The organism is Methanoregula sp. (assembly GCF_052325125.1).
Classification (GTDB): domain Archaea; phylum Halobacteriota; class Methanomicrobia; order Methanomicrobiales; family Methanospirillaceae; genus Methanoregula.
In genome coordinates this window covers 90128-116152 of record NZ_JBKQWO010000001.1, presented here as the reverse complement: position 1 = coordinate 116152, position 26025 = coordinate 90128, and the positions used below count along the sequence as shown (strand labels likewise).

Sequence of the window (26025 nt, the reverse complement as noted above, 5' to 3'; positions counted from 1 at the left end):
CAGCGCTGTTGCCGTTCTGCAGGATCGTGACGGTCGCCTGCGTCCCGTCATCGTAGCCGATATTTTTGATCGTCAGGTTGACGTAGCCTTCCATTCCCACGACAAGGTCCGGCGCATCGGCCCTGAGCACGGCTATCTGGACGGCCGGTTCTATTTTGATGGTGAGCGGGATCGTCAGGGTCACGGGAGTGTACTGGTACCGGAGCGTTTCGCTCGTCGGCTGGTTCGCAAGGCTGTTGGAGAGATACTGGTACTGGATGGTCAGGGGAAGGGTGTATTCCCCGAGCGTCGCATCTGATGTGACCTTTGCCGCAAAACTGGCAGTGGTGATCCCCGGGCTGGGGAGATCACCCATGTTCTGCGGGTCGGTCTTGATGTTGATCGGGGATCCGCCGGAGGAGAGTCCCACCGTGACGAGCTTCGCCGTGGTGGGGACATCTGCGGGTGTCAGCGTTCCCTGGTCGGTGAATACCACCGCGCTGGTTCCGCTGTTCTGGATGACCACCGTTATCGTGGCATCCTGCCCCGGGGAAAACTCGTTCACACCGGAGAGGTAGGCCGTTATTTCCGGGGTCCCGCCGATATATTTTTCCGCGCCCAGCGCGGGCGTGATGCACAGAAGTGCTGCGACGATCAGGAGAGCGAGCGTAAAATGATATTTCATCGGGAATCACGTGCAGTTGTTGTTGGTACACATTTATACCGGATCATATAAAGCGATGTGAGGCGGGCCGGGTACCCGGGAAAAACTGACAGGAACGACGGGGAAAACCGGTTTTAGTAATCCCGGATCTCCACAAGATCCCGGATATCCATGAGGCCTTTCATGGCCTGCGTCTGGACCCAGCGCCCGCCCTCACGGATCGCGGCCATCGGGTTCGTACCGCCCACCGCAGCGATGGAGACATATTGCGGACTCCCCGGCACGCCGAGAAGCGGGACGTTGGGCACCCCCACTTCGAGGATCCCGGTAAAACTACTGTCCGCGAGCTCGTCAAGCACGCTCCCCACGAGCGGCTCGGCTTCCATGTGGAACTCCCGGATGTTCGCGAGGATATTCCCGCTCCCCCTCCGCATCACGTCAGTGACCGAAGTGATCTGCTGGGAGATGAGCACCTGCAGCGGATCGATGGTCGTATACTCGTAGAGGATGATATGCGTAAACCGGATCGGGGCACGGTTCTCGATCTCGACCACGCCGCCACCAATCGGGGTGATGGGTACACCCCGCCGGATCAAAAGACCGTCGAACGTGATGCTGCAGATCGTGCAGATGGCCGTGAACCCTTCGGGCACGACGTAATCGGCAACACGTTCGCCTGACGAATAAAATTTTACCAGCCCGCTGACGGATACGCCGGTCTTGTAGGCATCCTTTAAGATTGAGACGGCGTACTCGAAGTCCGCGTTTTTCACGAGCGAGAGGTTGTAGACCACATTTCCCGTTCCCGTGGCGGGATCGTAGGTTACCTGCATCGCGTAATCGTCGATGCTGTGATCGACAAACTTGAGAGGACGGGTCATTGTAGTGATCTCGGCGATTGCAATAGAAAAATTGTTCTATAAGCCCATGGAAATCTCTATATGATGGAACACGACATGCGGGAAAAAGCCAAGAATGCAATGAGGCTCATTCTTGAAGCTGCGCGTTTTGAGGTCGAAGAGGTGGATGAGCCCCTGGATCTTTCTGCCGTCCGGGATGGCGACTGCCTTCTTGTGCTCTGTTCGAACGATCCCGAGCTGATCGGGCAGTTTGACAAGACCAACTACAGCCTTATGGTGGACGACCACGAGATGACCTGCAAAAAGCTCCTCTTTACCCTTGAAAAGGATATTGTCACGGAGAACTGCACCCAGTGGGGTATCGATGAGTTTGTCCAGTACGCGGGTGAGGCGGTGCTTGCCGATATTGTCTCACGGGAACTCTCTCTCGATCTCACGCCGGGCAAGGCGAAGGCAAGAAAGGGCGCCGCTGCCGGTGCGGCAGCCGGATCCGGGGAGGCACAGGATGCTGCCGCAGAAGAAGAACAATCCGGCATCTCTCTCCTCCATTTCCCGGTCAAGCTTTCCGAGCAGGCTGCCATCCGAACGGCAGGGATCCAGGGCGCGGCAAAACTCCGGTTCATGCCCTATTACCTGATCCACTACACGAGCTCGGGCGAACAGGTATACAAGGACCGGCGCATCCCCTTCGATGCCGACGGCTGGGGTGCGATTAACGCGATCAACGGCATCAAGCTCGACCTTGACGGGACAAAGGTAGAGGATTCGGAGATCCCGGCAAACGCGGAGGTGTCCGACGCGCATATCACCAAGGAAGAGGCCTCCGAACGGATGGTGACCGAGCTCATCGAACGGCTTACCCAGAAGGTCAGGATCAAGCAGGAGAAGGGCGATGCGATCTTCTACGAGGAAAAAACCTTGAAACCGGACCGCAAGAACATCACCGTCGACACCAAGCAGGTCTATATCCCCGTCTGGCAGATCCGGGGCAAGAAGATTGTCGAAGTCAACGCCTTCACCGGGGAACTCCTCTCAGAGCCAATGGACGAAGGCGTCGAAGTCTTCTAACCGTACCGTATGATCGTTGTTCTCGGAGGTGGTCCTGCCGGGCGGATTGCCTCAATCCGGCTCGCGATGGCAGGAAAGAAGGTCACGCTCGTCGAAACCAAAGGAAAATCCCGGGGGATCGGCGGGCAGTGCCTCCATTTTGGCTGCATGCCGGTCTGTGCCCTCAATGACGTGGCCCGCATCCTGTGTTCGGCACGCAGGTTTTACGAGCTCGGGATGACCGATGCCCTCCCGGCGCTCCGTTTTTCAAACGTGATGGACGAGACGTTCGCCATCCAGCAGAAGATCGCCGGGATCCTTGACGAAGAGACGAGAAACGCCTGCGTGGACGTGGTCTATGGCAAGGCGGGCCGGGTGGATGGTGCGCAGATCTTTATCGGCGATGAGCCGGTTGATGCGGAGGCCACGATTATTGCCACCGGTTCCCGGCCGAACGTCCCTGATGTCCCGGGGGTCGCCCTGCCCGGAGTCTGCACGCCGCATACAATCTGGGGGCTCCGCAAGCTGCCGGAACACCTTACCATCATCGGCGGGAGCGTGATGGCGGCGGAGTTTGCGTATATTTTCCAGGCCTTCGGAAGCAAGGTCACCATTCTTTCCCGCAGCGGTTTTTTGAAAAATCTCGACAGGCACCTCCGCACCATTGCACTCAGGGAACTGGAGGGGGTGGACATCCGGGAGGGAACCGCCATGACCGGTATTTCCGGCACGTCTCGGGTCACGGCCGTCCGGTTCCGGTCAGGGGGCGCCAGTGCCGGTATCGGTGCCGATGCCGTGCTGCTCGCCACCGGACTCGTCCCTAACTCAGGGATGGTGAACGGTGTCGAGAAGGGGCCGGGCGGGGAGATCGTGGTGAACGACCGGATGCAGACGAGCGTTCCCGGTGTCTACGCCTGCGGTGACGTGACCGGGGCCCCCTTCCTCACCCCGGTCGCCCGGCACGAGGGGATCGTAGCGGCCGACAACATCCTCGGGAAAACGCGGCACATGGATTATACCCATGTCCCGCAGGCCATCTTCCTCGCCCATGAACTTGCCTTCTGCGGCGCCAGCGGCGAGGGTGGCGCATCGCTTGCCCTGCCCGGGCCGGCCGGGCCGGGGACGTACTGGTCGGTGCCGTATGGCGATACCGGGCTTGCAAAGATCTTCGCCGATCCGACATCAGGGGAGATCACCGGTATGTGCGCCGCGGGACCGGCGGGCGGCGTCATCGCCGGGTACCTCGCGTTTCTCATGCAGCGACATTCCTCCGTGCACGACTTCGAGGATTTCATTGAGGTCCACCCGTCATCAGACGGGATCTATAGCCTTGCGAAGTACACCTCGGAACTGTTCAGGAAACATAACCCCTCCTGATCCCGCAGGGTTTCCCGGACGCGTATTTTTGATCTCCCCCATATCGGGGACATTTCCATGATTGCGACAGCGGCCATTTTTTACCGTTCTACCGGTTTTTCCAAGGACGTGGCCGTCCGCCGCTGTAGGTATTATTATGCAAGAGGTCGAAGGTATGAGGTACAGTTTAACCACCTGCCCCGGAGCGCCCTGATGACTGATCTCTCTGAAACCCTTGCATTTGACCAGACCCGGCTCGACAAAGTCCGTGCACTGCGGGAAAAAGGCATCGACCTCTATCCGGCCACCTTTGAGCGGAAGGATACGATTGCGGACATCAGGACGAAGTTTGCGGACATCACCCATGACAAGAGCGAAGAGAGCGTGGCAACGGCCGGGCGGCTGTATATCATCCGCAACCATGGCAAGACCATCTTCGCTGACCTCGGGGACGAGAGCGGCAGGATCCAGCTCTACCTGCGCAAAGCGGATCTCGGGGACGAGGCGTTTGGTTTCTTCAACCAGTACATCGAGCGGGGCGACTTTATCGGCGTGACGGGGCACGTCTTCCGGACGAAACTGGGCGAGATCACCATCTGGGTGGACACCATCACGCTGCTCTCGAAGGCGGTCTGTCCCCTGCCGGAGAAATTCCACGGCCTCACCGATGTGGAGAAACGCTACCGGCAGCGGTACGTCGACCTGATCGTGAACGAGGAGAGCAGGCAGGGGTTCCGGGACCGGAGCCGGATCATATCCTCGATCCGGCGGTTCCTCGCCGACCGGGACTTCCTCGAGTTCGAAACCCCGATCCTCCAGCCGGTTTACGGTGGGGCAAATGCCCGGCCGTTCACCACGTTCCACAACTGCCTGGGCCAGAAACTCTTCCTGAGGATAGCCCCCGAACTCTATCTCAAGCGCCTCGTGGTCGGCGGTTTCGAGCGGGTCTTTGAGATTGCACGCAACTTCCGGAACGAGGATATCGATACCCACCACAACCCCGAGTTCACGATGGTGGAGATCTACTGGGCGTACCACGATGTCTACGACATGATGGACCTCACCGAGGACTTCCTTGCATCACTCGTGCGGGAGATCCACGGCTCGCAGGAGATCAAATTCGAGGATACTACGATCTCGTTTAAGAAGCCGTTGCACAGGCTCTCGATGGCGGACGCGGTCAGGGAGTATGCCGGCATCGACATCTTCGCGCATACGGTCGAAGAGCTCCGGACGCTCGCCGTGCAGCACCGGCTCAAAGAAACGGAGAAGCCCCAGACCCAGCGGGAGTTCCTCGTCTATTTCTTCGAGAACATGGTCGAGGAAAAACTGGTACAGCCGACGTTCATCTTCGACTTCCCGGTCGAGAACTCGCCGCTTGCAAAGCGCCACCGGGAGAAAGAGGGCTTCACCGAGCGCTTTGAGCTCTTCATCTGCGGGATGGAGATCGCGAACGGCTTCTCGGAGCTCAACGACCCGCTCGACCAGAAGGAGCGTTTCGAGGCGCAGGACAAAAAGCGGCAGCTCGGCGACCTCGAAGCCCAGATGATCGATTACGATTACATCAACGCGCTCGGCTACGGCATGCCGCCGACCGGGGGCGTGGGCATCGGCATCGACCGGCTCGTGATGCTCCTCACCGGTAACAATTCCATCAAGGAAGTGATCCTCTTCCCATCCATGAAGAGCATGCAGGTGGAAGGGGACGAGGCTGCCGGGAAAGAATCTCCCGCGGCAGAGCCGGCACCGAAGAACTAAAGGGGACGTAGCGGCAAAAGGGCCGCTTACCCCATGTCAGGCCCATCCCACGGGCGGCGCAGTTTCTCCTTATCTTTTTTGAAAAACGAGAGAGTTACCTGATCGTCAGCCTTTTTCAGGGCTCGTGATACCGCCGCTTCATCCAGGGAACCGGCACGATCCGGCACCTTTTCTGCGGGAGGATCGGGATCTTCCCCGGGCTGCAGCGGAGGCATCTCGATCATCGTTGCCGGTTCATCGAGGTCAGCCCTCCCGTACGGGGAGAGCGGGGTCGCATCATCGGCAACAAAATCCTGCTCCTCCGGATAGGGCCGGTCGACCCTGAAGACATGGGGAAACGGATCGTCATCCGCATCCGGAAGCATGGAAGATCATGGGCGCCCCCTGCAGGCATCAACATTATGATCGCACGAAAATGGTGGCTGCCTGCGACCCGGCACACCGAAAAAACAAGAGAGATTTCAGGCCCTGTTCACGGTCGTCGTATAGTACTGCTGGAGGATGAGATCCACATCGTCCGGGCAGGTGTCGCATACTACCTTTGGGGACTGGACGACCATCTTAAAGAGGACGGCATTGCCCGGGTCCGGGGTGAGTGGGATATCGACATCCTTCTGGATGATGTACCGGTACGGGTCGAGCCCGCCGAAGTAGTACGCCTTGAACTGGTGGCGCTGGTCAGCGGTCGCATTGTAGGACCAGTCCGCCGTTTCCGCCGCGGTCACATCGACCGGCACCCAGCCGTAGCCTTCGAGGTAATACTCCGCCCAGAAGTGAGTGCCCGCACTGCCCGGCACGAGCTGGTAGCCACCTACGGAACGGGCAGGGATCCCCAGCGACCGGCAGAGTGCGGCAAAGTACATGCTCTGGCTCCCGCAGTCGCCGATGCCGGTATCGAGGACATACACGGACTCCGGGGTGCCTGAAGCGTCAAGCCAGATATGGGGAGCGTGGCTGTACGGGAGCGTGTCCATGATGTACCAGTAGATCTTCTGGGCCTCGAGATACGGGTTGGTCTCGTTTCCCACGATCTCCTGCGCTTTTGCCTTCATCGCGGGGGTGACAACGATATTTTTGCCGGATGCTGTATACTTCAGGTACTCCGGGCTGGTCGTGTTGTAGGGCTGCACCTTTGCCGGGTCGATAACAAAACGCTGGTCGTGCTGGACGAACCGGAAGGTGGCGGTGACGTTCAGGAACGATCCATTGACGTCCGCCAAGGGGATCTCGAGGTAGGCAAGCCCGAGATCGGCGCCGGTGCCGGTCTCGGATTTGACGTACTGGGCCGGTTCGACCGAGAGGATCGTCACATTGGTCTGGGAGCCGGTCTCAATGGGCTGCGGGAACCAGAGCCGGAGCGTGCCGTTTGCCGGGAGCTGGTCGCGGGGGACGGAGAGCACTTCGGTTCCCTCCCAGGCAACCGGTCCCCCATACGGTCCGGAGGTTGCATTCACCGCGGCAAATGCGTAGTGCGTGAGGGGGTCGTAGAGCGGAGTCTGGTTCATGGCAGCGGTCATGTTCTGCATCAGGTCGAGGTTGTGGTACCGCATGTTTCCCACATTGTCGGCATAATACCAAGTCTCGCCGTCGCTTTGCATGGTGGCGATCATGCTGCCGTTGAGCCAGCCGGCCCGTCGGTCGGCCGGGACAGCCGGGTAGGCATCTGCGATGGCCTGTGCCATGGCGCTCTTGTTGTAGGGAAATTCAATAGTCATGCGTACAGATACAAACCCCCGGTCCCGGGCGGAAAGGGCGTCGGTCGTATCGCCGGCGGCGGTGTAGTTCTCCTGCGCGAGAGCGTAGAGCGTTTCCGCTGCATGATAGTTTCCGGCGGTAAATGCCGTGTCTGCCTGCGCACGTGCGGCATCAGCTGCGGCTTTCGGGGACGATCCGGTTGCCTGCATCGTGCAGCCTGCCACAAGGAGAGTAGCGGCGATAAGGACGATCAGGATATATGCAAGAGGTCGTTGAAATGTCATCGGTCACCTTGGTAAACTAAAAAGGGAACCCGAGGGGGATTAAACTTCGGAAATGCATGGCGGGAACAATGAGGGGGGGGCCGGATCACCGGAACTCCCAGGCGCCCATCCCGAGGTTGCCCCAGTACCAGCTCTGGTGGAGGACCGTGCCTGTGCTCCTCTTTCCCGCAGCCCCGCAGGCCACGAGCAGCGGCATGAAATGATCGGGATAGTGCTGGGCGTGCTCTGCGGCAGGGGCGAGCGACCGGTACGCCGCGAGACTTTTTGTGTCCCCTGTGGCCAGGACGCGGGTGAGCCAGTCGTTGAAGGCAATCGCCCAGTCACTGGTCGGAACCCCGGGGCCGAGCGATACCGTTGGGTCGCCGAGCGGGTGGACCGCCCCGCCGCTGCCAAGGATGAGGACGCCTTCCTTTCGTAAAGGGGCGATCGCTTCCCCGAGTGCGAGGTGCCGCCCCGGGTCGAGGTGCCCCTGGATCGAGAGCTGGACGACCGGCACACCGGCCTCCGGGTACATCAGCATGAGGGGCACCCAGGTCCCGTGGTCGAGCCCCCGTCCCGGATCGCGGTCGCAGGGGAGGCCGGCCGATTCGACAAGATCCGCCGCCCGGGTGGCGAGCTCCTCCGATCCGGGTGCGGGATACGTTATCCGGTACAGGTCGGAAGGGAAGCCCCAGAAGTCGTGGATGGTCTGCGGGTATTCCGCGAGATTGACCGCCGGTCGGGGCGTGTTCCAGTGCGCAGAGACGCAGAGGACTGCCCTGACGCCGGTATAGCGTCCCCCGAGTGTCGTGAGGAATTCCCGGGCCGGCTCGCCCTGTTCGAGAGGCAGGGTCGGCGCACCGTGCGAGACAAAAACGGTGGGAAGGATTGCCGGAGCCATGCAGGGGAGTTGGATGTCCGGGAATAAAGGATTCGGGGTGGGGGCAATGGGGGGCGACCACTACCCGAGGTCAGGCCCATCCCATGGGCGGCGCAGTTTCTCCTTATCCTTTTTGAAAAACGAAAGGGTTACCTGCTCATCAGCTTTTTTCATATCTCTTGACACTGCAGGTTCGTCCAGCGGACCGGCACGACCAGCCACCTTCTCTGCGGGAGGATCGGGATCTTCCCCGGGCAGCAGCGCAGGCAGGTCGATCTTCGTTGCCGGTTCATCGAGATCTGCCATCTCGTACGGGGAGAGCGGGGATATATCATCGGCAACAAAATCCTGCTCTTCGGGATACAGCCGGTCAACCTTAACGACGTGGGGAAACGGATCCTCATCCGCATCCGGAATCATAGAGGATGATGGGCGCCCTGCGGGCAAGAGTTTTGTGATGGGGGAAAATTCCAACTTTACAAAAAAATCCGACACAGTTGCCGGACTTTTACAAAAAAGTTCGTTGCCAGCTGCAAACTTTTTGCGGAAAAGTCTGATGGCAGTGGAGAACACTCTTGAAAAAGTCCCCTGAGGGTACACCTTGGAAACACGATCCTTTTTCTGCGTGAATACTTTCATGCCGGAAATTGTTGCGCTGTACGGGCTTTCGCGCCCAAAAATTCCAAAAAGATCGCCGTGAAAGCCGGAAAAATCTCTCATAACCGCGGGTCTCACAACGGAGGGGCAACATACCTCCGGAAAAATTCCGGCCGATCACGTTCCGCTCGTACGGTACAAAAATTTTTCCGGCCAAAAATGTTCGGCCCGAAAGTTGTACGGCCGGATCGTTTTTGCCGCGAAATTTTTTTGGCCGGATTTTTTCCGGTTCGAAATTTGAAAAACCAAAAAAATTTCCTGTTCGAAAGTTGAAAAATCCAAAAAAATCTGGCGTGAAAGTTGGAAAAAAGGGTGTAAGTTCGGCAACTAACTCACTATTCCGTCGTAAATCACGGGACATGGCCTGGGTCATGGGATCAGAAAACCCGTCCTTTTTTTGGCCGTGAAATTTCCCGGGCCGGAAAATCTTTGCCGCGAAAGTTGAAACTCGGATAAATTTTTGGATTGAAATTTTTCCGGCCGTATTTTTTTTGGTTTGAAAGTTGAAAAACCGGAAATTTTTCCAGCCGAAAGTCCGGACGGCCCGGATTTTTCCGGACTGAATTCTGTTTTGCCGGAAAATTTTGGAAACAAATGAACTTGGGGCAGGAAAACTGCGTGGCTGACAGAAACAATCCAATTCCCAAGTGTCCGCAGCCCCCCTTACGCCATCCCTGCCCCCAAGGGGGCGGGGGCGTATGCGATGTCCCGGTAGTACATTTACAACTATTTTTCATTATTCTGTACAGGTAATACGGCGTCATCGCAACCGGGGGATGCCCACGCGGCGGGGGCGGCAGCACCCAAGAGCGTCTGCTGAGTTAAAACCGTCGGGATTCTATAGTTACCCTATCTCCGACGTGAGAAAATACCCACATTCCGCGTTTTTCCGGCTAAAATAACCCCGTAAAACGGCCGGTTTCCGACCCTGCGATTAAAGGCCCGCCATGGCCCTTTTCTGGGCGGATCGGCACCCTGATGGGCAAAAGTATGCGGGAAATGAAAACACACCCAGATCTTGGGGGTCTTTTTTGAGCGATATAATCAGGTATTTTTCAAATCGGGGCCATTATAAGAGGATTTTCCGGCACCTCCAAATCCGGGCGTTTTACGGGGTTTTCCGGGAGGGGGCCGGGGGGAATCCGGGGCCGATACGGGCCCGGATTTGAGGGGGGAGGAGGCCACTAATTGATCGCGTATGCACCTATTAAAAGGTAATAACATTAAGTGTAGTTCAGTTGTGTATCTTTACAAATCTTTGAAAAGCGACAACCGTTACATAATTTTACTGAAGGATTGGGCAGATAACTTTCAAAATCATATGTTTCATTCATTTTCTTAAAATCTTCAATAATTAACGATTTAGTTTGCTCTAATTCGTCATCGGTAAAATCATACGACCTCATGTTTCCTGTCGACAAATAGATCAATTCGCTATGAATTTTTTCAGCATCTAACGCAAATTTTTCTTTGGCCCACAAAACATAAGTGGCGATTTGGAGATCATTTTCATAATTTTCATTATCTGCACCGGTTTTCCAATCAGAAATCACAAGATGTCCATCAGATTCAGTAACGTAATCTGGCTTTACAGTTACAGGGACATCATCTATTCTAAAATGTTCAAACTCTTCGTGGGCTCAATATTCCAAATCTTTTAAATTGGGCCAGATGACAGAGAAAAATGTCTTTATCTGAGCAACCCCATCTGTTTTGATTTTTCCAAAAAATGCTGTATCAATAGATTCCCCATTCAAAACCTCAACAATATATGCATCTGCAAAGGTTTGCTTTTCATCAACCAATTTCAGATACTGATTAATTGCACTTTCCTCATTAAGCGGTCTTTTAAGTTTATGCTGTCCAAGTTGATTTTTTATAATTTCGTGTACTAGGGATCCTTGAAGGAAAATTTTGGAATTATACTTTTTCAAATCCCAAAGTCGTAAACTGTCATATTCTTTTTTCCCGGTGTAATACGTTCCCATATATTGAAAAAAATAGGCTCTTTTGCATTGCGTCCAAAGGCTATGACGAGAAAATGACCATTCATTTTTCTCAAAAAAGCGTGAATCCAATAAAGAGCTCATTAACATCCACTATAATGGCAGGATATTTATAATTTTGGTTTTTCTAGATTGAAGGACGATTCCACATTTCTCGAATCATTCTGCATTTTTCAATTGCTGCCAAAATTTTGTCTTTGTATTCATCATTTTTTGTGTAAATTGCATCTATTTTCAGAGAGGAATTGGCGAGTTGCTTGATAATTAGCGATTCATCATTAATTAGAAATTTGGGGATATTATTTTCTCCTTCTATGAGAATACTTTCCCCTTTATCTCTTGGACTAATTGGGATTAAGGGACTGATATTTGTAACAGATGTGCTTACTTCTGAAGGAATACACCAATATTTTTCAATATTCGCAGATTCGACAATTTCATCTATTACAGTTGGATTCGTTAGGCAAAGATCAAAATCCAATGAAAGTTCTGGTTCGTTTTTATTCAATATTCGCTGTTTTTCCACTACCAATTTCAACGGCTTGCGCTTGATTATTTTTTCACAGCACCCTTTAATCAGATCTGCATTATAAGTATACTGATCACTATCGACAAGATTATCATTTTTCGCTACAGAGCGAATTTTTTGGAGAAGTGTCAAGTCATTAAAATTATAAAAACTTTCGAGGTCATTAGTGTCAAAATATCTTATTATATCGCAATAAGATGCAATTTCTCCCCGCTCTAGCAAACCCTCATAGATAATATGTGCCATTTTTTGAAATCCAATTGAGGCTTTCTGATAAATCACAGTGCTATATAAGAAATATCGAGCGAGTAAATAATCTTCAACGGCTTTTGCCCCTTTTTTCCGAATAAACAGTCCAGTAGATCCTTCAGGTGCATCAAAAGAAAAATCCAAATTTCGAATTATTTGATCCAAATCAAATAGACCATATGTCACCCCGGTCTGTTTCGAGTCTCGTAATAAATAATCAAATCTATCAGCATCTAGCTCTGAATGGATCAATGCTTTTTCCAAGCAAGGAGTGGTTCCTGCAATAACTTGAGATATTTTTTTTATTTGATCCGGTGAAAAGGAGTCCATTAAAATATCTTTAATTTCTGTTTTTTCGATTACAATACTTGCCAATCTCTCATGATGAGCAAAATCTAATGAGTCATTCCTTGATTCATTAAACGTTTTATTTATAGCGTGACTCTCACTGTTTTCTAGTTGAGTGATTAGGTCATTTCCCCTAGATCCTCTTGAATCGGTCACTATTTGGGTTCCAGAAGTTAAAACAATCTTATCTTCACGTTGAGGCAATGATCGAATTTTTTTCTTTAAGTCCCCAATAACCACAGATTCTGTAACATGTGACCAAGGATAATGACCTATGTCATGTAACAATCCAATCAATCGTATGATTTGGCGATTATCTTGGTTATCCAATAGATACCCCTTCCTTTGAAGGGACTTGACCATTTTATCCACAACATACAATACTCCAAGGGAATGATTGAATCTAGTATGTAAGGCACCAGGGAAAATGTAGTCTAACAATCCCAATTGACGAATATTTCTGAGTCGTTGGAATTCTTGGGTACCAATTATTCGATATTCAATTGCCGTCAGAGGGATAAATCCATGAACGTTATCAAAGATCGTTTGTTGAAATTCTAAATGTTGGGGTTGTTGCGTAGTGGGGGACATTTCTAAGAGGTAAAATAGGAAATTAATTTGGACGCTTTGCTAAAAGCTGATTCAAATTCAGAATTTTCCCCCAATTTTGGTTTTAATTTTAACAATTCCAATTTTAATTTTTCATCACGATTATCGCCATCAATACTTATCGATTTTTGAATAAACACGATTGAGGCTAATATTTCTAAGAATAGATAATTATGGAACTCCCCTTCAAGAATATTCTTGAAAGTAGCAATTTTTTCGATAATTTTTTCATTATCCTTATACACAAACCCACCACTTTCAGCAAAAACAGTAGGGGTGATATTAAAAAGGGTTTTCGCGAGATCAGGAGAATAAGGTCCTTTGACATACCAACTATAGCCATAACCAAGAGATAAACCAAAGTTTTGCATTAAATAAATTACTTTTTGATAGATTAGCCGATTATTGAAATTGTCCATATCCACCCGATCGAACCCAACAAGTTGAAGGGTACGACATAATATTTGCTCCCTTTCATTATCCGGCATGTTCCTAACTCACTTTTTGATTTAGGTAGAGGATTAATCTTTTGATATATATTTTATTGGAGCGCGCTCCGTGAAAGTGAAAAATTCACTCTTTAAATCACTATTTCCCCCACAACCCATATCACCCCCTCCTCTCAACATTCCATAATGATCTCCAGCGAAAAACCCCACAAACACCACGAAGTTTTCTCCGCTGAGAACGCCACCCACCTCGACACCCCGCTCCGGCATTTCCTCTACCGCCCCGACCGGCTTGCCGAGCAGTACGTGAAACCCGGCGACCGGGTCCTCGACTTTGGCTGCGGCCCGGGGTTCTTTACCCGGGAATTTGCAAAACGTGTGGGCGATAACGGCCTTGTGATCGCTGCCGACCTGCAGGAGGAGATGCTTGAGATCCTCCGCGGAAAACTGGGCCCGGATGGCCTGCTGCCCCGGGTAAGGACGCACCGCTGCGAGCCGGATTCTCTCGCCCTCACCCCGGAGCGTGACGGGCAGGTCGATGTCACCTTTGCCATCTTTGTCGTCCACGAAGTCCCGGACCGGGAGAAGCTCTTCCGGGAGATCGCTGCGATGCTCGTGCCCGGCGGACTCTTCTTTTACGCCGAACCCCCGTTCATCGTTTCCGGCAGCGAATTCAGGGAGAGCCTTGCACTTGCAGAAAAAGCAGGGCTCCGGCTCGTTGAGACCCGGTTCTTCTTTGTGAACCGGGCGGCCGTGCTCAAAAAAGTGTAGGAGGGGTGGGGGCCCACCCCCCACCCACTCAGGCTCGTGGCAGGGAGGTACCCCCTACCCTTTGATGGGGGCGACCCTTGTTTAAAACATTTAAAAAAAGAGCGGAGCGGAAAAAATATCCCCCTCCGGTTCAGCTAACCCGCCGGCACTTACTTCGCATGAGCCGGTTTTTCATCCTTGTGGATCAGCCGGCACTTGTTCACGCATTCCCAGTTCTCGGGCAGGAACTTCCCGTCTGACCCGGCTTTCATCGTGGTATGGTATTTTTCGCCGCAGACAAGGCATTCCATCAGGCCGGTCTTCTCATCGACCACTTTCGTGGTGTGTTCCTTGGTACTCATGGGAATAATTTTTCTCCGGAAAGGCTGATATAGGTGCGGATCGGGAACCGCAGGGTCGTCTCCCTGCACCGGGAAACGGGGATGAAGATATCCTCCGGGCAACCCGCCGTTCTCACACCGGACAGGATCCTGTACCAGTACAGACCGCACGGTTATTTATGGTAGGGTTCGCCGCTGTTGATCCGGCAGGCCCGGTAGATCTGCTCGAGAAGGATCAGGCGCACCATCTGGTGAGTAAAGGTCATGGGCGAGATCGAAAGGCAGAGCGCGGCCCGGGCGAGCACAGCCTCGGAAAGCCCGAGATCCCCTCCGATGATTATCGTTATGACGTTCGTCCCCGCCATCTGCCAGTCGTGCATCCGGGCGGCGAGCCCCTCGCTCGACAGCTGGCGGCCCCGCACATCGAGCGCCACCACGTGCGCCCCCTCCGGGATCGCGGCAAGGATCCGGTCACCTTCCCGGTCTTTTATGAGCTGTTCCTGACCGGCCGAAGAATGCACGCCCCGCCTTTCATCGGCGACCTCTACCACGGTAAGTTTCAGGTACGGGGAAAGGCGGCGTTCGTACTCGGCGATACCTTCCGCGAGGAAACGCTCCTTGATCTTTCCGACTGCGATAATGCGTACCTGCATACCGGGTCACTTACAAAACAGGGAGGTGGACGAGCCGGACGCAGGGCTCATAAACGATTCTGGCAGTGATGCAATTGTGGTACTTACGGATTACTATTGCGTTCTTTCGGATCGATCTTCTGGGTCGAGAGCACATCCAGCAATACTTCCTTCATCATATTTTTCATGAGTTCCCGGCCTTCATCTGATGTCATGTAATCCTTAAGGAGCTCTTTGAACTGCCCCATATCGTGGTGATTATCGACGAAAGATAATAAAGCTTGTGTGATGCAATCCGAGACCGTGGAGAACTTCTTTTCCTCATAGACGAGATTATAGACCTTTTCATAGATATTGGGAGGCATTTTGTAGGAGATTGCCACCCGTTCGCCCCGGCTTGCCGGTATTTTCTCCACCATTCTCTATTAGGTGGGTCAAAATCCTATAAATAGCCTGTTGATGCAATTTTCGTAATACCGATATTCCCAACTTATTCCTTATGTGATACTTATGGAATACTATTTATAGCGCGGCCGGTAATAGGAGATTATAACGAGGTGCGTTGGCGTGAACGAACTTCTGCTGTTTATGCTCGGGATTGCCGGGGTGTTCTCCGTTCCCTGCAGCGGAGCACTCCTGTTCCTGGGAAACCTGATCGACCGTTATCCCACGGAGTACGAAGAAAAACGGACCCGGAGTCTGTCAAGCCCTATCGAGTCCACCCGGATTTCCGTGATCGTTTTCTGGGTTCTCTTCCTGTTCGGGACATGGGCCGTCCTGCAGGAGGATCGGTTACTGTTGATCGTCGGGATAACAACGATCTTTGCCATCTGCCTGTTCATGTTCACGGCCATCGCCTTCTCGTTTGCCGTGCTCTGTGCCCTCAGGCGGAAACATGAGGCCGTCCTCACGCTCGAGCGCGAGGTTGCCATCGAGACGGCCCGGGTCCGGCTGGAAACGATCTCCGGGGTGAAGGTGCCGTCGCCGGTTGTACCGGTGGCACAACCCGTCCGGCGTATCCCTTCGTCCGCCATCGAAACCCTGCTCCGGCAGTATTAGCCTTTTTTTTCGGCTCCGCAGAAATCCTTGTTTTTTCACCAAAGGATCCTGCACAGATTGACGGAAGGGACAGTGCCTGTCCCCCCGAACCGCCTCTCCGCTTTTGCGATGACGTCGCATTACATTCACAGGGGTTATCGCTCCATGGGGGATGCCACAAGCATGCGGGGGCGAAGGCATAAAAATGCTGTAACCCGGAAAAAAGCGTTAAGAGAAATATTTTTTAGGATTTCTCCAGAGCGCTTTTTTTGAGAGATTCAGTCCCCCTTACGCCAGCCCAAGAAGAGCGTACGTACAAAACTCATTTTAGGATTTCTCCGGAGCCGATTTTCCCTAAAAACGGGAACCGATCAAAAAGAGGGCGGGTTATTTACCCGAAGATCTTATAGGACTCTTCCAGCGCTTCCACCGCCGGGAGCTTTTTCCCGGTCAAAAACTCGATACAGGCCCCGCCGCCGGTAGAGATGTGGGTAAAATCGTTTTCGATCCCGAGTTTCTCGATCACGGCTGCGGTATGCCCGCCGCCCACGACCGAGAACTCGACCCGGGACGCGGCACGGAGCAGTTCGAAGGTGCCCGTGGCAAAATCCGGCTCTTCAAAAACGCCGGCAGGGCCGTTGAAGACTACGGTCCCGGACTTCTTCAGGGTCGAGACGAGCGCCGCAAGTGCATCCATGCCGAGATCCATCACCGGGGTATCAGCCGGGATCCTGTCGATCGGGTACTCGGCCCGGTGGCCGTTCTGGCGGACGGCAACTGCTGATGGCATGATCACCCGGTCGCCGAACTTTGCAAGGATATCCTGTGCCCTTTTGATCTCGCCCTGGTACTTGAGTTGCCCGACGAGCTGGGTGGAGGGTCTGCCGATATCGTACCCGGCGGCAAGGTAAAAGACATTGGCCACGACACCGATCACGATCACGGTATCGGCAATACCGTTTTCAAGCACATGGGCCGCAACCTCGATCGAGTCGTCGACCTTGGTGCCTCCGAGCACCATGCAGACCGGGCGGGGTGCTCCCGAAAAAACCTTCGAGAGGGTGGAGACCTCTTTTTCCATGAGAAGGCCGGCCGCAGATTTCATCGCGAGCGGAAGGCCCACGACCGTCGGCTGGGACCGGTGGGCAGTCCCGAACGCATCGTTGACGAAAAAATCTGCCATCGCGGAGAGTCTTTTTACGAGGTGGGTCTTTTTGGCCTCCTCAGGTTTCATGGAAAGGTTCTCTTCTGCTGCAAACCGCACGTTCTCGAGCATCAGGATGTCGCCGGGTTTCATCGAATGCACGGCTTCCTTTGCATGCCTCCCGAAAATACTGTCGATGTACGTGACCGGTGTGCCAAGGAGCTCTTCGAGTTTTTCGGCATGGGCCTCAAGCGTGGTGAAATCCTTCTTTCCCGGCCGGCTCTGGTGGGTGACGATCACGACCCGGCTGTCCGAAAGGGCACGAATAGTCGGGAGGTGCTCGCGGAACCGTTTGTCATCGAGAATAAGGTGGGTGGTGGGGTCAATGGGGGAGTTTAAGTCAAGACGGAGAAGTACCGTTTTTTTGCTGCACCCCAGGCCCCCGAGGGTACCGATCGGCATGTGCCACACCCCCGGGGTTACGCCGAACCCCGGGCCTTAATCTTCTTCATCCGGAAAAGTTCCTCGCGTTCCATCTCGTCAAGGCGCATCTTGATGAAATCCCGGGCAGCGGTGAGTTCGGGAATGACCTTGAACTCGAGCGCATTGACCCGGCGCTTGGTCTTTTCAATTTCGTCGAGGAGACGCTTCATCGTGGTCTCGATCTCGGCGCTCTCGATAATCGCTTCAACAAGGTCCTCGAACGCCGATGCGGTTTCATCGATGACCGGTGACGTGCCGAGAACCCCGTATCCCCGGTCGGTGAGACTCTTTTTCACTTTCGATGATTCGATCTCCGGCACGACCACGCCCATGATGTTCTTGCTCCTGAGCGTAATCTCCGGGGTTTCTTTTACCGAGAGGGCTGCGGCCTTGACACCGATCGCTCCTTCGACCGTGTTTGCCACCGCCATCATGTCAACGGCATGCTGGTATTTTCTCAGGAGCTCCCCGCGGCTGTCCTTAGCCTCGGAGAGGATCTTGAAAAATTCTAAGATCAGTCCATCGCGCTTCATCTTGAGGATCTTATAGCCGCGTTCGGATAGCTGGATCTTCCGCTTTAAGTTGATCAGTTCGGAACGGGTTGGCTTGATATCACGCAGCGCCATGGATTCTCTTACTCCTTCTTTGCACCGGCACGGAACTTCGGGTGGTACTTGTTGATCAGGTCGCGATCGATACGGGTGAGCTGTTCCACCGGCAGCGTGGAGAGCAGTTCCCAACCAAGGTTTAAGGTGTCCTCGATGGTACGGTCCTCATCATAACCCTGCCGGACGAAACGGTTCTCGAAAAGGTCGGCGAACTCCAGCAGCAGGCGGTCGCGCTCTGAGAGGGCGTCCTTACCGACGATGGCAACGAGGCCGCGGAGGTCGTTACCTTCCGCATACCCGGCATACATCTGGTCGGAGACCTTCTTGTGGTCCTCACGGGTGTGTCCCTTGCCGATACCCAGGTTCATCAGCCGGGAGAGCGAGGGCAGCACGTTGATGGGCGGGTAGATACCCTTCCGGTGCAGTTCACGGTTGACTACGATCTGGCCTTCCGTGATGTACCCGGTCAGGTCCGGGATCGGGTGGGTGATATCGTCACCGGGCATCGTTAAGATCGGGATCTGGGTGACCGAGCCCTTCTGGCCCTTGATCATACCGGCACGCTCGTAGATGCAGGCGAGGTCCGTGTACATGTACCCGGGATAGCCACGCCGGCCGGGCACCTCTTCACGTGCGGCACCGATCTGGCGGAGCGCTTCGCAGTAGTTGGTCATATCCGTCAGGATGACCAGCACGTGCATGCCCAGTTCGAAAGCGAGGTACTCTGCAGTGGTGAGGGCAAGACGCGGGGTGATAATACGCTCGACGGCCGGGTCATCCGCAAGGTTGAGGAAGACGACAGCACGTTCGAGAGCTCCGGTGCGCTCGAAGTCCTGCATGAAGTAGTTCGCTTCTTCTTTGGTGATACCCATCGCGGCAAAGACCACGGCGAAACTCTCGGTCGAGCCGGGCACCTTTGCCTGCCGGGCGATCTGCAGCGCCACGTTGTTGTGCGGGAGACCTGCACCCGAGAAGATCGGGAGCTTCTGGCCGCGGACAAGGGTATTGGTGCCATCGATGGTGGAGACACCGGTCTGGATGAAATCGGCCGGCATGCCCCGGGCGTACGGGTTGATCGCAGCGCCGGTGATGTCGAGGCGCTTCTCCGGGACAATCTCCGGGCCGCCATCGATCGGCTTGCCGCCTCCCGACAGGATGCGGCCGAGCATTTCGCGGCCGACCGGCATCTTGATGGTCTCACCGGTGAACCGGACGCCGCTGTCCCTGCCGATACCGGTCGTGGTCTCGAAGATCTGGACTACGACCAGTTCGTCGCTCGTGTCCAGCACCTGGCCACGCTTGGTGGTGCCGTCGAAAAGGACAATGTTGACGAGTTCGCCGTAGGCAATCGGCTCGGTCTTCTCGACGAAAACGAGGGGACCGGCAATCTTTGTGATCGTCCTGTATTCCTTCATGCTGCCGACCTCAGTGTGTTGAACTCAGCGTCCATATCCTTCTCGATCTTCGCCAGGGGCTGCTTGTAGTCCTTGATGAACTTGATCTGGGGCAGCTCGTTCTTCGACTTGACACCGTTGATCTGCGCCGGGCTGACGCCGGCCAGCTGGGCGGAATAGGCCAGCTCCGCGAAGAGCTTGATCGCCTTCATCATGTCGTACTGCTTTTTCATGTCGCAGAAGGTGTCGACCGCGTCGTACGCGTTCTGCTGGAGGAAGATCTCACGAATCATGCGGGCGACCTCAATCGTCACCTGCTCCGATTCGGGCAGGGCGTCGGATCCGACGAGCTGCACGATCTCCTGGAGTTCTGCTTCTTTCTGGAGGACTTCCATGGCCCAGGACCGGATCTTGTTCCAGTCGGGAGAGACCTCCTTATCGTACCAGTCGTGGAGGGCGTCAAGGTACAGGGAGTACGAGTTGAGCCAGTTGATCGCCGGGAAATGCCGGCGCTGGGATAACTTTGCATCCAGTGCCCAGAAGACTTTGACGATACGTAGCGTATTCTGGGTGACCGGTTCCGAGAAGTCCCCGCCGGGCGGTGAGACCGCACCAATGACCGAGACCGACCCGGATGCTCCGTTTAAGGTCTCGACAAGACCGGCACGCTCGTAGAACTCGGAGAGCCGGGCTGCAAGGTAGGCCGGGTATCCTTCTTCACCGGGCATCTCTTCAAGACGGGACGAGATTTCTCTCATCGCTTCTGCCCAGCGGGAGGTCGAGTCTGCCATTAAGGAGACATCGTATCCCATATCACGGAAGTACTCCGCGATGGTGATACCGGTGTATACCGATGCTTCACGGGCGGCGACCGGCATGTTCGAGGTGTTTGCAATGAGCACCGTCCGCTCCATGAGGGGTTTCCCGGATTTCGGGTCTTCAAGGTGCGGGAATTCGGTGAGCACTTCGGTCATCTCGTTACCGCGTTCACCGCAGCCGATATAGACCACGATCTCGGCATCCGACCACTTTGCGAGCTGCTGCTGGGTAACGGTCTTGCCGCTCCCGAACGGGCCGGGGATTGCGGCAGTGCCACCTTTTGCGATCGGGAAGAGACCGTCGAGGATACGCTGACCGGTGATCAGCGGGATCGTCGGGTTCTTCTTCTCCTTTACCGGGCGGGGGACACGGACCGGCCAGCGCTGGATCATCGGGTACTCGCGGCCGTCTTCGAGGATACAGATGATCTCGTCGACGGTGAAGTCACCGCTCCTGATAGTCTTGACGATGCCTGCCTTTACGTTGGGCGGGAGCATGACCCGGTGGACGATGTTGGTCTCCTGGACCTCGCCAAGGATTGCGCCCGGCTCGACCTTGTCGCCGGCCTTTACCAGCGGTTTGAACGTCCACTTCTTCTCGTGGGAAAGACCGGGTGCGGACACCCCGCGCTCAATGAAATTTCCCATCTTTTCCACAAGGACAGAGAGCGGGCGCTGGATACCGTCATAGATACTGGTGAGGAGCCCGGGACCGAGTTCAACGGCAAGCGAGAGACCGGTGTTGACGACCGGCTCGCCGGGCCTGATACCCGACGTGTCCTCGTATACCTGGATGATGGTATTATTGCCCTGGATCTTGATGACCTCACCCATCAGCGCTTCTTTTCCGACCTTGACCACATCGTACATGTGGGCGTCAAGATTGACTGCCGTAACGACGGGGCCGGCGATCCTTTTGAGAACGCCCTGTTTTCCCTCTTTGGTTTTTTCGGTTTTCATTTCCACAGATCAACACCCACCGATCTCTTGATTTTCTCTCTCATGGACAGGCCCCCTTCCTCGCCGCCAAGGGCGATTACGGTCGGCTTGACGGAATTTTCGAGCGTGGCGCGGAGCCGGCGCGGGAGCCGTTCCATATCGCTGCTGTTCAGGACCAGGATACCGACCTGCCCGTCCGACAGGGCGCTGGCGATGCATTCGTTGAGTTTCTCGTCGTTCTCCGCGGTGTAGGTCTTGCGGATGCCCGCTAAGCGGAACCCGAGGATGAACTCGCTGTTGCCGATGACTGCAATCTCCATCTTTACATCACCAGGTATTTCCCAATCATCTCCGAGGGGAGCTTGGATTCCTTGCCCCTCGCCAGTGCCCGAAGGTTGAACACTTCGTACTTCTTCTTCTCGAGATACACGAGGATTGGGTAGATGGAGAAGGGGTTGCGTTTGGAGAGTTTCTCCATCTGTTCCATCTGCACCCGCACAAGAAGCGATGCAATTTCATGAACCGGCCGTTCCGTTTCCAGTCCTTTTAAGAGTTCAACCACCGGCTCGGTGCGGACCTTTGCCCTGAGCTGGTCGGTAAACTCCCGGTAGTCCCGGATCGTGTTCAGTGCGGCAAAGTCCGCCGCAGAGAGCGTGCCGCCGGCGATATACATCTCCTTTGTATCTTCCTGGATCTTATCAGCCCGCAACCGGAAGAGCGTCAGGATGTTTTTCACGTCTATATCCAGCCGGATGAACGCGAGGAAGAGCCGGCCGCCGGCATCCCCGCCGCCGGATTCTGCGATGATCTCCGCATAGAACTGCTTGTACAGCTCGTTTTCCATCCGGGCAAAAGACCCGGTCTCCTTTGCTGCCGGGTACTCGCGGGCGAGTACCGGGTAGAGCCGCCTTCCTTTGAGGGCTTCGATAACGCGGTCCGGGCTGTCCTCGGCAAGGAGCCGGTCGAGCACGATCTTGTCAAGGCTCCCGGCGGGAACAAGGACTTCCTTGATCTTACCGGTCTTTTCACCCTGCGACTTCCCGCGGAGGATAGTGAGCACGTTCTGGATGTCCCAGTAGCGGAGGTACGCACGGGTGAACTGCTTGAGCGTCCCGGGCGTGATTTCCTGGATCCGCTGGTACTCCTTTGCAAGATTCCAGCTTAAGGCCACCTCGAGGAGGTCTATTCCCTTGAACGTGGGGCTCAGCTCGTCAATCTCCTGCTTGTAGTTTGTCTCTTCGATGACACGGGTGATCTCGGGGAGGCTCATATTGAGCATCCGCAGGTACTCTTCTCTGGGGAGAAGCTTGGACTTCCTCACCCGCATCCTTGTACAGACATAGATAGTGGGCGCTGAAATTCCTTTCATCCCTGCCATACCTGTACCACCCTATCCGAAGAGGAGATCAGATGCATCCTTGAGCCCGGATTCCCATACTTTGTTCATGAAGGTGCGATAGCTGTAATCTATCTGCAGCTCGTTGCCTTCTCCTTCGATCAGGATCCCGCCGTCGATATCGACCGGTTCACCCAGCGTAAAGCCCGAGAATTCCTTCTCGGAAAGGACGGCTTTCGCTGCCGCGACATCCCGTGCGTTGCAGCGGATACTGCCCTGGGGGATCTCCTTTTTTGCTTCCGAAAGGAGTTTTTTGATGGCTTCCCGATGGAAGCTTTCAGGGAGCCGGGCAATTTCCGAACGGGTGCTCTCGTACACATCGTCGAGAAGCCCTTTCTGCGTGTTTAAGATCTCGCGCTTGACCAGAAGGTTTGCGGCAGAGATATCCTGGGCGATGATCCGGGACTCCTGTTTTGTTGAGGCTTCCTCGGCATCGGTCTTGATCTCCGCGACTTTCCGGTTTGCTTCTGCAAGAATCCTGTCAGAATCCTGTTGCGATTCGGCACGGATCGCTTCCGCTTCTTTTTTGCCTTTTTCCCTGATCTCTGCCAGTACTGCATCCAGTCCCATTGTTCTGCCTCACTTTAGAACAGGAGCAGAAGTGCAATGACAAGACCGAAGATGACGATGGTTTCCGGAATGACCGTAAAGAGCAGGCCAAGCCCGAAGAAGTCCTTGTTCTCCGCGATTGCGCCAACGGCTGCGGCTCCGATACCCATCTCGGCGACACCGGTACCGACACCGGTGAGGCCGACTGCAAGACCGGCTCCGATTGCCTTCATTCCAACCTGCGATGCCTGTACCATTTCAAGAGTCATGTTAACGTCTGCCATAATCTAATCCTCCGTAAATCTTCGTTTCATTCCAAATGGAATATACTTCCTGCCTCCACCCTTATAGAACTTGGTGAAGAATTCGACGTAGTGCAACCTGATTGAGTGGAGTCCGCCACCCAGAATGCCCAGTGCCAGATTGAGTGCGTGACCCAGCAAAAAGACCACAACACCCACAATGATCAGGACAACACTTATGATTGAGAAATTTTTCAATGCGGGGCCGATGAACATCCCGATGGACATATAGTTGACGACCATCGCGATGGCCACGGATGAAAGGCCGACAGCCACCAGACGTGCATACGACAGCACGTGCGAAATAATGGTTGGGAGTTCCACGATCTCAAGGACCGAGTCCCGTGCGATGAAGATGACACCCATCACGATGAGCACGATGGCGGCCACCAGACCCAGCGAGAGCCCCGCTGCGACCACCGGGAGCCCGGTTAAATCCGGCATGAGCGGCATCGCAAACATCGACCAGATGGCGATGATGATACCCCACATTACGGTAATCCAGCCGAAATTCGAGAGCACTGCTTTTACCCGGTGCTTTCCGTGGTCCTGGCGTGCGTGGTTGATCATGCCCAGCACCCGCCCGAGCGTGATATGCAGGATTCCGATCCAGATAGCGACAACCATCAGTTCGGCGATGGCGGGTCCGTGCCCGGCCACCTCGGCACCCCCGATGTTGAGGTGCCGGGAAAAGATGATCGGCTGCCAGGGAAGTTCGAATCCCAGGAATTCGCTGAACAGGATACCAAAGATGATAGTCGACAGGCTTGCGTTTCGGAGAACCACAAGGAACTGACGGGCGTCGTCGCCCTTGAACACTCTCCGGAGTGCAAAGCACATGGCAAGGAGCAGAAGACCGTACCCGACATCCCCGAGGATAAACCCGAAAAAGATCGGGAACACGATAGAGAGCAGCAGGGTGGGGTCCACTTCCGTGTACATCGGGCGGGAGTAGATATCCATGAGCATCTGTGCGGGCTTTGCAAACGACGGATTGTTGTATTCCACCGGTACTGAATCGTGCAATGGATCCACCGGTAGTTCCGAGACAAAAACTTTCCCGCCGGTCACCTTGTCCAGCGCCGCACCGATCTCCTGAGTGCGGTCTGCCGGCACCCATCCTTCTGCCACAAATACCTTTGATGTCGTGGCAAACCGCAGGGGGGCTTCCGTCTGCTCGATCGTTGCCCGGAATGCTTCCTCGCAGGCGACCAGGAGCCCGGTATGAGCCTCCTTGATCTTTGCCAGTTTTTCGTTGATTGCATCCATCTCTTTTTTGAGCGATGCGATCTGCTCTGCGTAATACGCGGTGCGTGCCGGGGCAGTGCCGTTCTCTTCGGGAATGGTTACTGCCTGGAACTGCGCATCCTGCAGGAGGCGCTCAACCTCTGCCCGGTTCTTTTCCGGGACGATGACAAGGACAAACGACCGGTCCTTGCCCTTTACAACCTGCATTTCGTGCGGGACGGTAATGGAAACGTCATGGGTCACGTAGCCGGCAAACACAGAGAAATGCCGGAACCCGCGTAAAAGAGCGAGATCCACCGGGATCTCCAGGAACGGTTCAAGTTCTGCGATCTTCTGCTCGTACTCCTTTACTTTCGTGTCGAGCTTCGAGCGTGCGCCTGTCAGTTCCCCGACTTCTTTTTCGATACCGGGAAGATCCTGTTCGATCCGTAAACGGATCTGCGGCAGGCTCAGTTTCTGTTTTGCATCGATATCCTCGCCACGGATTGCAAAGACATTCTCGATGGCCCTGACCTTGACAAGCTCGGTTGATGCTTCGGTCGCCCCCTCGAGCGGCGTACCGATCTTAAAACCCTCGTATCCCTCGCGTCCCTGTTCCACGTAGTCTTCAATATGGAACAGGTTCTCGCGGTACAGCTCCTGTACGATCGGTACTGCCTGGTCACGGGAGGCAACGATGAGCACCCGGCTCATCGGTTTAGGCGCCAACATGCAGCTGCTCCTTAAACCGAGATACCAGCAGCTGCACTGCCTTTGAAAGGTTCTTTTTGCCCTTCTCCTTCAATGCCGCTGAACGCTGGTTGCCTTCCTTTATGATCTCAGCGTGCTTTTGTGCTGCCTGGTGCCGTGCTTCTTCCAGTTTCAGCTTCCTGTACTGTTCAGCATTGCTCTGCGCCTTTGCGATAAGGTTATCAGCTTCCAGCTCGGCCTGGGCGTGTCTCTTCTTTTTTTCTTCCTGCGCCGTACTGATCATCGACTGATACTCAGATTCAGTTTTCTTGATGTCGTTTAAGACCTCAGTTTTCATCCAACCC

General features: G+C 54.7%; 28 protein-coding genes and 1 pseudogene. 5 read left to right on the top strand and 24 right to left on the bottom strand.

Annotation, left to right across the window (positions count from 1 at the left end; genetic code table 11):
* Positions 1-664: COG1361 S-layer family protein (locus ACLQMU_RS00575; protein ID WP_443673484.1), on the bottom strand; the 664-nt coding region annotated here is incomplete at its 3' end.
* A gap of 113 nt (positions 665-777) precedes the next feature.
* Positions 778-1524: a DUF128 domain-containing protein gene (locus ACLQMU_RS00570; protein ID WP_422148859.1), complete on the bottom strand. Its 747-nt coding sequence runs from the start codon at positions 1522-1524 to the stop codon at positions 778-780.
* A 60-nt stretch (positions 1525-1584) separates the two neighbouring features.
* Between ACLQMU_RS00570 and ACLQMU_RS00565 the strand changes: the two genes are divergently transcribed.
* The 3 genes from ACLQMU_RS00565 (at position 1585) to lysS (ending at position 5664) form a co-directional block, all read left to right on the top strand.
* Positions 1585-2571, top strand: coding sequence for a hypothetical protein (locus ACLQMU_RS00565; RefSeq protein ID WP_422148860.1), 987 nt, complete (start codon positions 1585-1587; stop codon positions 2569-2571).
* A gap of 9 nt (positions 2572-2580) precedes the next feature.
* Positions 2581-3927, top strand: coding sequence for a dihydrolipoyl dehydrogenase family protein (locus ACLQMU_RS00560; protein WP_424040852.1), 1347 nt, complete (start codon positions 2581-2583; stop codon positions 3925-3927).
* A gap of 192 nt (positions 3928-4119) precedes the next feature.
* On the top strand, positions 4120-5664 hold the full coding sequence (gene lysS / locus ACLQMU_RS00555; RefSeq protein WP_422148862.1) for a lysine--tRNA ligase: 1545 nt from the start codon (positions 4120-4122) through the stop codon (positions 5662-5664).
* 26 nt (positions 5665-5690) lie between these two features.
* On the opposite strand, the gene ACLQMU_RS00550 is transcribed toward lysS, so the two are convergent.
* The 9 genes and pseudogenes from ACLQMU_RS00550 to ACLQMU_RS00510 all read right to left on the bottom strand — a co-directional run bounded on the left by ACLQMU_RS00550 (position 5691) and on the right by ACLQMU_RS00510 (position 13388).
* Positions 5691-6029 (bottom strand): hypothetical protein, encoded by a 339-nt coding sequence (locus ACLQMU_RS00550; protein WP_422148863.1) that lies wholly within the window; start codon positions 6027-6029, stop codon positions 5691-5693.
* 96 nt (positions 6030-6125) lie between these two features.
* Complete coding sequence (locus ACLQMU_RS00545; RefSeq protein ID WP_422148864.1) at positions 6126-7643, bottom strand: transglutaminase-like domain-containing protein; 1518 nt, start codon at positions 7641-7643, stop codon at positions 6126-6128.
* 85 nt (positions 7644-7728) lie between these two features.
* On the bottom strand, positions 7729-8523 hold the full coding sequence (locus ACLQMU_RS00540) for a DODA-type extradiol aromatic ring-opening family dioxygenase (protein WP_422148865.1): 795 nt from the start codon (positions 8521-8523) through the stop codon (positions 7729-7731).
* Positions 8524-8583: 60 nt separating this feature from the next.
* Complete coding sequence (locus ACLQMU_RS00535; protein ID WP_424040855.1) at positions 8584-8922, bottom strand: hypothetical protein; 339 nt, start codon at positions 8920-8922, stop codon at positions 8584-8586.
* An 88-nt stretch (positions 8923-9010) separates the two neighbouring features.
* A complete protein-coding gene (locus tag ACLQMU_RS00530) occupies positions 9011-9532 on the bottom strand; it encodes a hypothetical protein (protein WP_443673483.1) in 522 nt (173 codons plus the stop codon).
* An 850-nt stretch (positions 9533-10382) separates the two neighbouring features.
* Positions 10383-10778 (bottom strand): annotated as a pseudogene (locus tag ACLQMU_RS00525) (PD-(D/E)XK nuclease family protein); the annotation flags it as partial.
* A gap of 21 nt (positions 10779-10799) precedes the next feature.
* A complete protein-coding gene (locus ACLQMU_RS00520; RefSeq protein WP_443673482.1) occupies positions 10800-11249 on the bottom strand; it encodes a hypothetical protein in 450 nt (149 codons plus the stop codon).
* A gap of 43 nt (positions 11250-11292) precedes the next feature.
* The gene (locus ACLQMU_RS00515; RefSeq protein ID WP_443673481.1) at positions 11293-12882 is read right to left on the bottom strand and encodes an HD domain-containing protein; all 1590 of its coding nucleotides are present in this window, start codon (positions 12880-12882) and stop codon (positions 11293-11295) included.
* Positions 12883-12884: 2 nt separating this feature from the next.
* Positions 12885-13388 (bottom strand): hypothetical protein, encoded by a 504-nt coding sequence (locus ACLQMU_RS00510; RefSeq protein WP_422150643.1) that lies wholly within the window; start codon positions 13386-13388, stop codon positions 12885-12887.
* Positions 13389-13535: 147 nt separating this feature from the next.
* Here ACLQMU_RS00510 and ACLQMU_RS00505 point away from each other — a divergent pair, with 147 nt between their 5' ends.
* Positions 13536-14120 (top strand): class I SAM-dependent methyltransferase, encoded by a 585-nt coding sequence (locus ACLQMU_RS00505; RefSeq protein WP_443673480.1) that lies wholly within the window; start codon positions 13536-13538, stop codon positions 14118-14120.
* 149 nt (positions 14121-14269) lie between these two features.
* Here the strand turns inward: ACLQMU_RS00505 and ACLQMU_RS00500 are convergent, their stop codons facing one another.
* From ACLQMU_RS00500 to ACLQMU_RS00490, 3 genes are all read right to left on the bottom strand, one after another.
* Positions 14270-14461, bottom strand: coding sequence for a hypothetical protein (locus ACLQMU_RS00500; RefSeq protein ID WP_422148940.1), 192 nt, complete (start codon positions 14459-14461; stop codon positions 14270-14272).
* A gap of 152 nt (positions 14462-14613) precedes the next feature.
* The gene (gene rlmH / locus ACLQMU_RS00495) at positions 14614-15093 is read right to left on the bottom strand and encodes a 23S rRNA (pseudouridine(1915)-N(3))-methyltransferase RlmH (protein WP_422148939.1); all 480 of its coding nucleotides are present in this window, start codon (positions 15091-15093) and stop codon (positions 14614-14616) included.
* Positions 15094-15176: 83 nt separating this feature from the next.
* Positions 15177-15491 carry a hypothetical protein gene (locus ACLQMU_RS00490; RefSeq protein WP_424040581.1) on the bottom strand — a complete coding sequence of 105 codons (315 nt, stop codon included), beginning with the start codon at positions 15489-15491 and terminating at the stop codon, positions 15177-15179.
* 148 nt (positions 15492-15639) lie between these two features.
* On the opposite strand from ACLQMU_RS00490, the gene ACLQMU_RS00485 reads away from it, so the two are divergent.
* Complete coding sequence (locus ACLQMU_RS00485) at positions 15640-16131, top strand: hypothetical protein (protein ID WP_422149991.1); 492 nt, start codon at positions 15640-15642, stop codon at positions 16129-16131.
* 370 nt (positions 16132-16501) lie between these two features.
* Here ACLQMU_RS00485 and ACLQMU_RS00480 read toward each other — a convergent pair whose 3' ends face one another.
* The 10 genes from ACLQMU_RS00480 to ACLQMU_RS00435 are packed head-to-tail and all read right to left on the bottom strand — an operon-like array spanning position 16502 to position 26018.
* Entirely contained in the window at positions 16502-17716 is a 1215-nt protein-coding gene (locus ACLQMU_RS00480; protein ID WP_424039625.1) for a phosphoglycerate kinase, read from the bottom strand.
* A 17-nt stretch (positions 17717-17733) separates the two neighbouring features.
* Positions 17734-18363, bottom strand: coding sequence for a V-type ATP synthase subunit D (locus tag ACLQMU_RS00475; RefSeq protein ID WP_422150637.1), 630 nt, complete (start codon positions 18361-18363; stop codon positions 17734-17736).
* Between the two features lie 8 nt (positions 18364-18371).
* Entirely contained in the window at positions 18372-19760 is a 1389-nt protein-coding gene (locus ACLQMU_RS00470) for an ATP synthase subunit B (RefSeq protein WP_422150636.1), read from the bottom strand.
* A complete protein-coding gene (locus ACLQMU_RS00465) occupies positions 19757-21517 on the bottom strand; it encodes an ATP synthase subunit A (RefSeq protein WP_424039623.1) in 1761 nt (586 codons plus the stop codon). Before ACLQMU_RS00465 ends, ACLQMU_RS00470 begins: the two co-directional genes overlap by 4 nt.
* Positions 21514-21816: a V-type ATP synthase subunit F gene (locus ACLQMU_RS00460; protein ID WP_422150634.1), complete on the bottom strand. Its 303-nt coding sequence runs from the start codon at positions 21814-21816 to the stop codon at positions 21514-21516. Before ACLQMU_RS00460 ends, ACLQMU_RS00465 begins: the two co-directional genes overlap by 4 nt.
* Before the next feature lie 2 nt (positions 21817-21818).
* Positions 21819-22874, bottom strand: a complete 1056-nt coding sequence (locus ACLQMU_RS00455) for a V-type ATP synthase subunit C (protein ID WP_422150632.1) — start codon at positions 22872-22874, stop codon at positions 21819-21821.
* Positions 22875-22886: 12 nt separating this feature from the next.
* Complete coding sequence (locus ACLQMU_RS00450) at positions 22887-23462, bottom strand: V-type ATP synthase subunit E family protein (RefSeq protein WP_422150631.1); 576 nt, start codon at positions 23460-23462, stop codon at positions 22887-22889.
* Positions 23463-23476: 14 nt separating this feature from the next.
* On the bottom strand, positions 23477-23725 hold the full coding sequence (locus tag ACLQMU_RS00445) for an ATPase (protein WP_422150630.1): 249 nt from the start codon (positions 23723-23725) through the stop codon (positions 23477-23479).
* 3 nt (positions 23726-23728) lie between these two features.
* Complete coding sequence (locus ACLQMU_RS00440) at positions 23729-25702, bottom strand: V-type ATP synthase subunit I (protein WP_422150629.1); 1974 nt, start codon at positions 25700-25702, stop codon at positions 23729-23731.
* Entirely contained in the window at positions 25689-26018 is a 330-nt protein-coding gene (locus tag ACLQMU_RS00435) for an ATPase (RefSeq protein ID WP_422150628.1), read from the bottom strand. Before ACLQMU_RS00435 ends, ACLQMU_RS00440 begins: the two co-directional genes overlap by 14 nt.
* Positions 26019-26025: the final 7 nt, after the last annotated feature.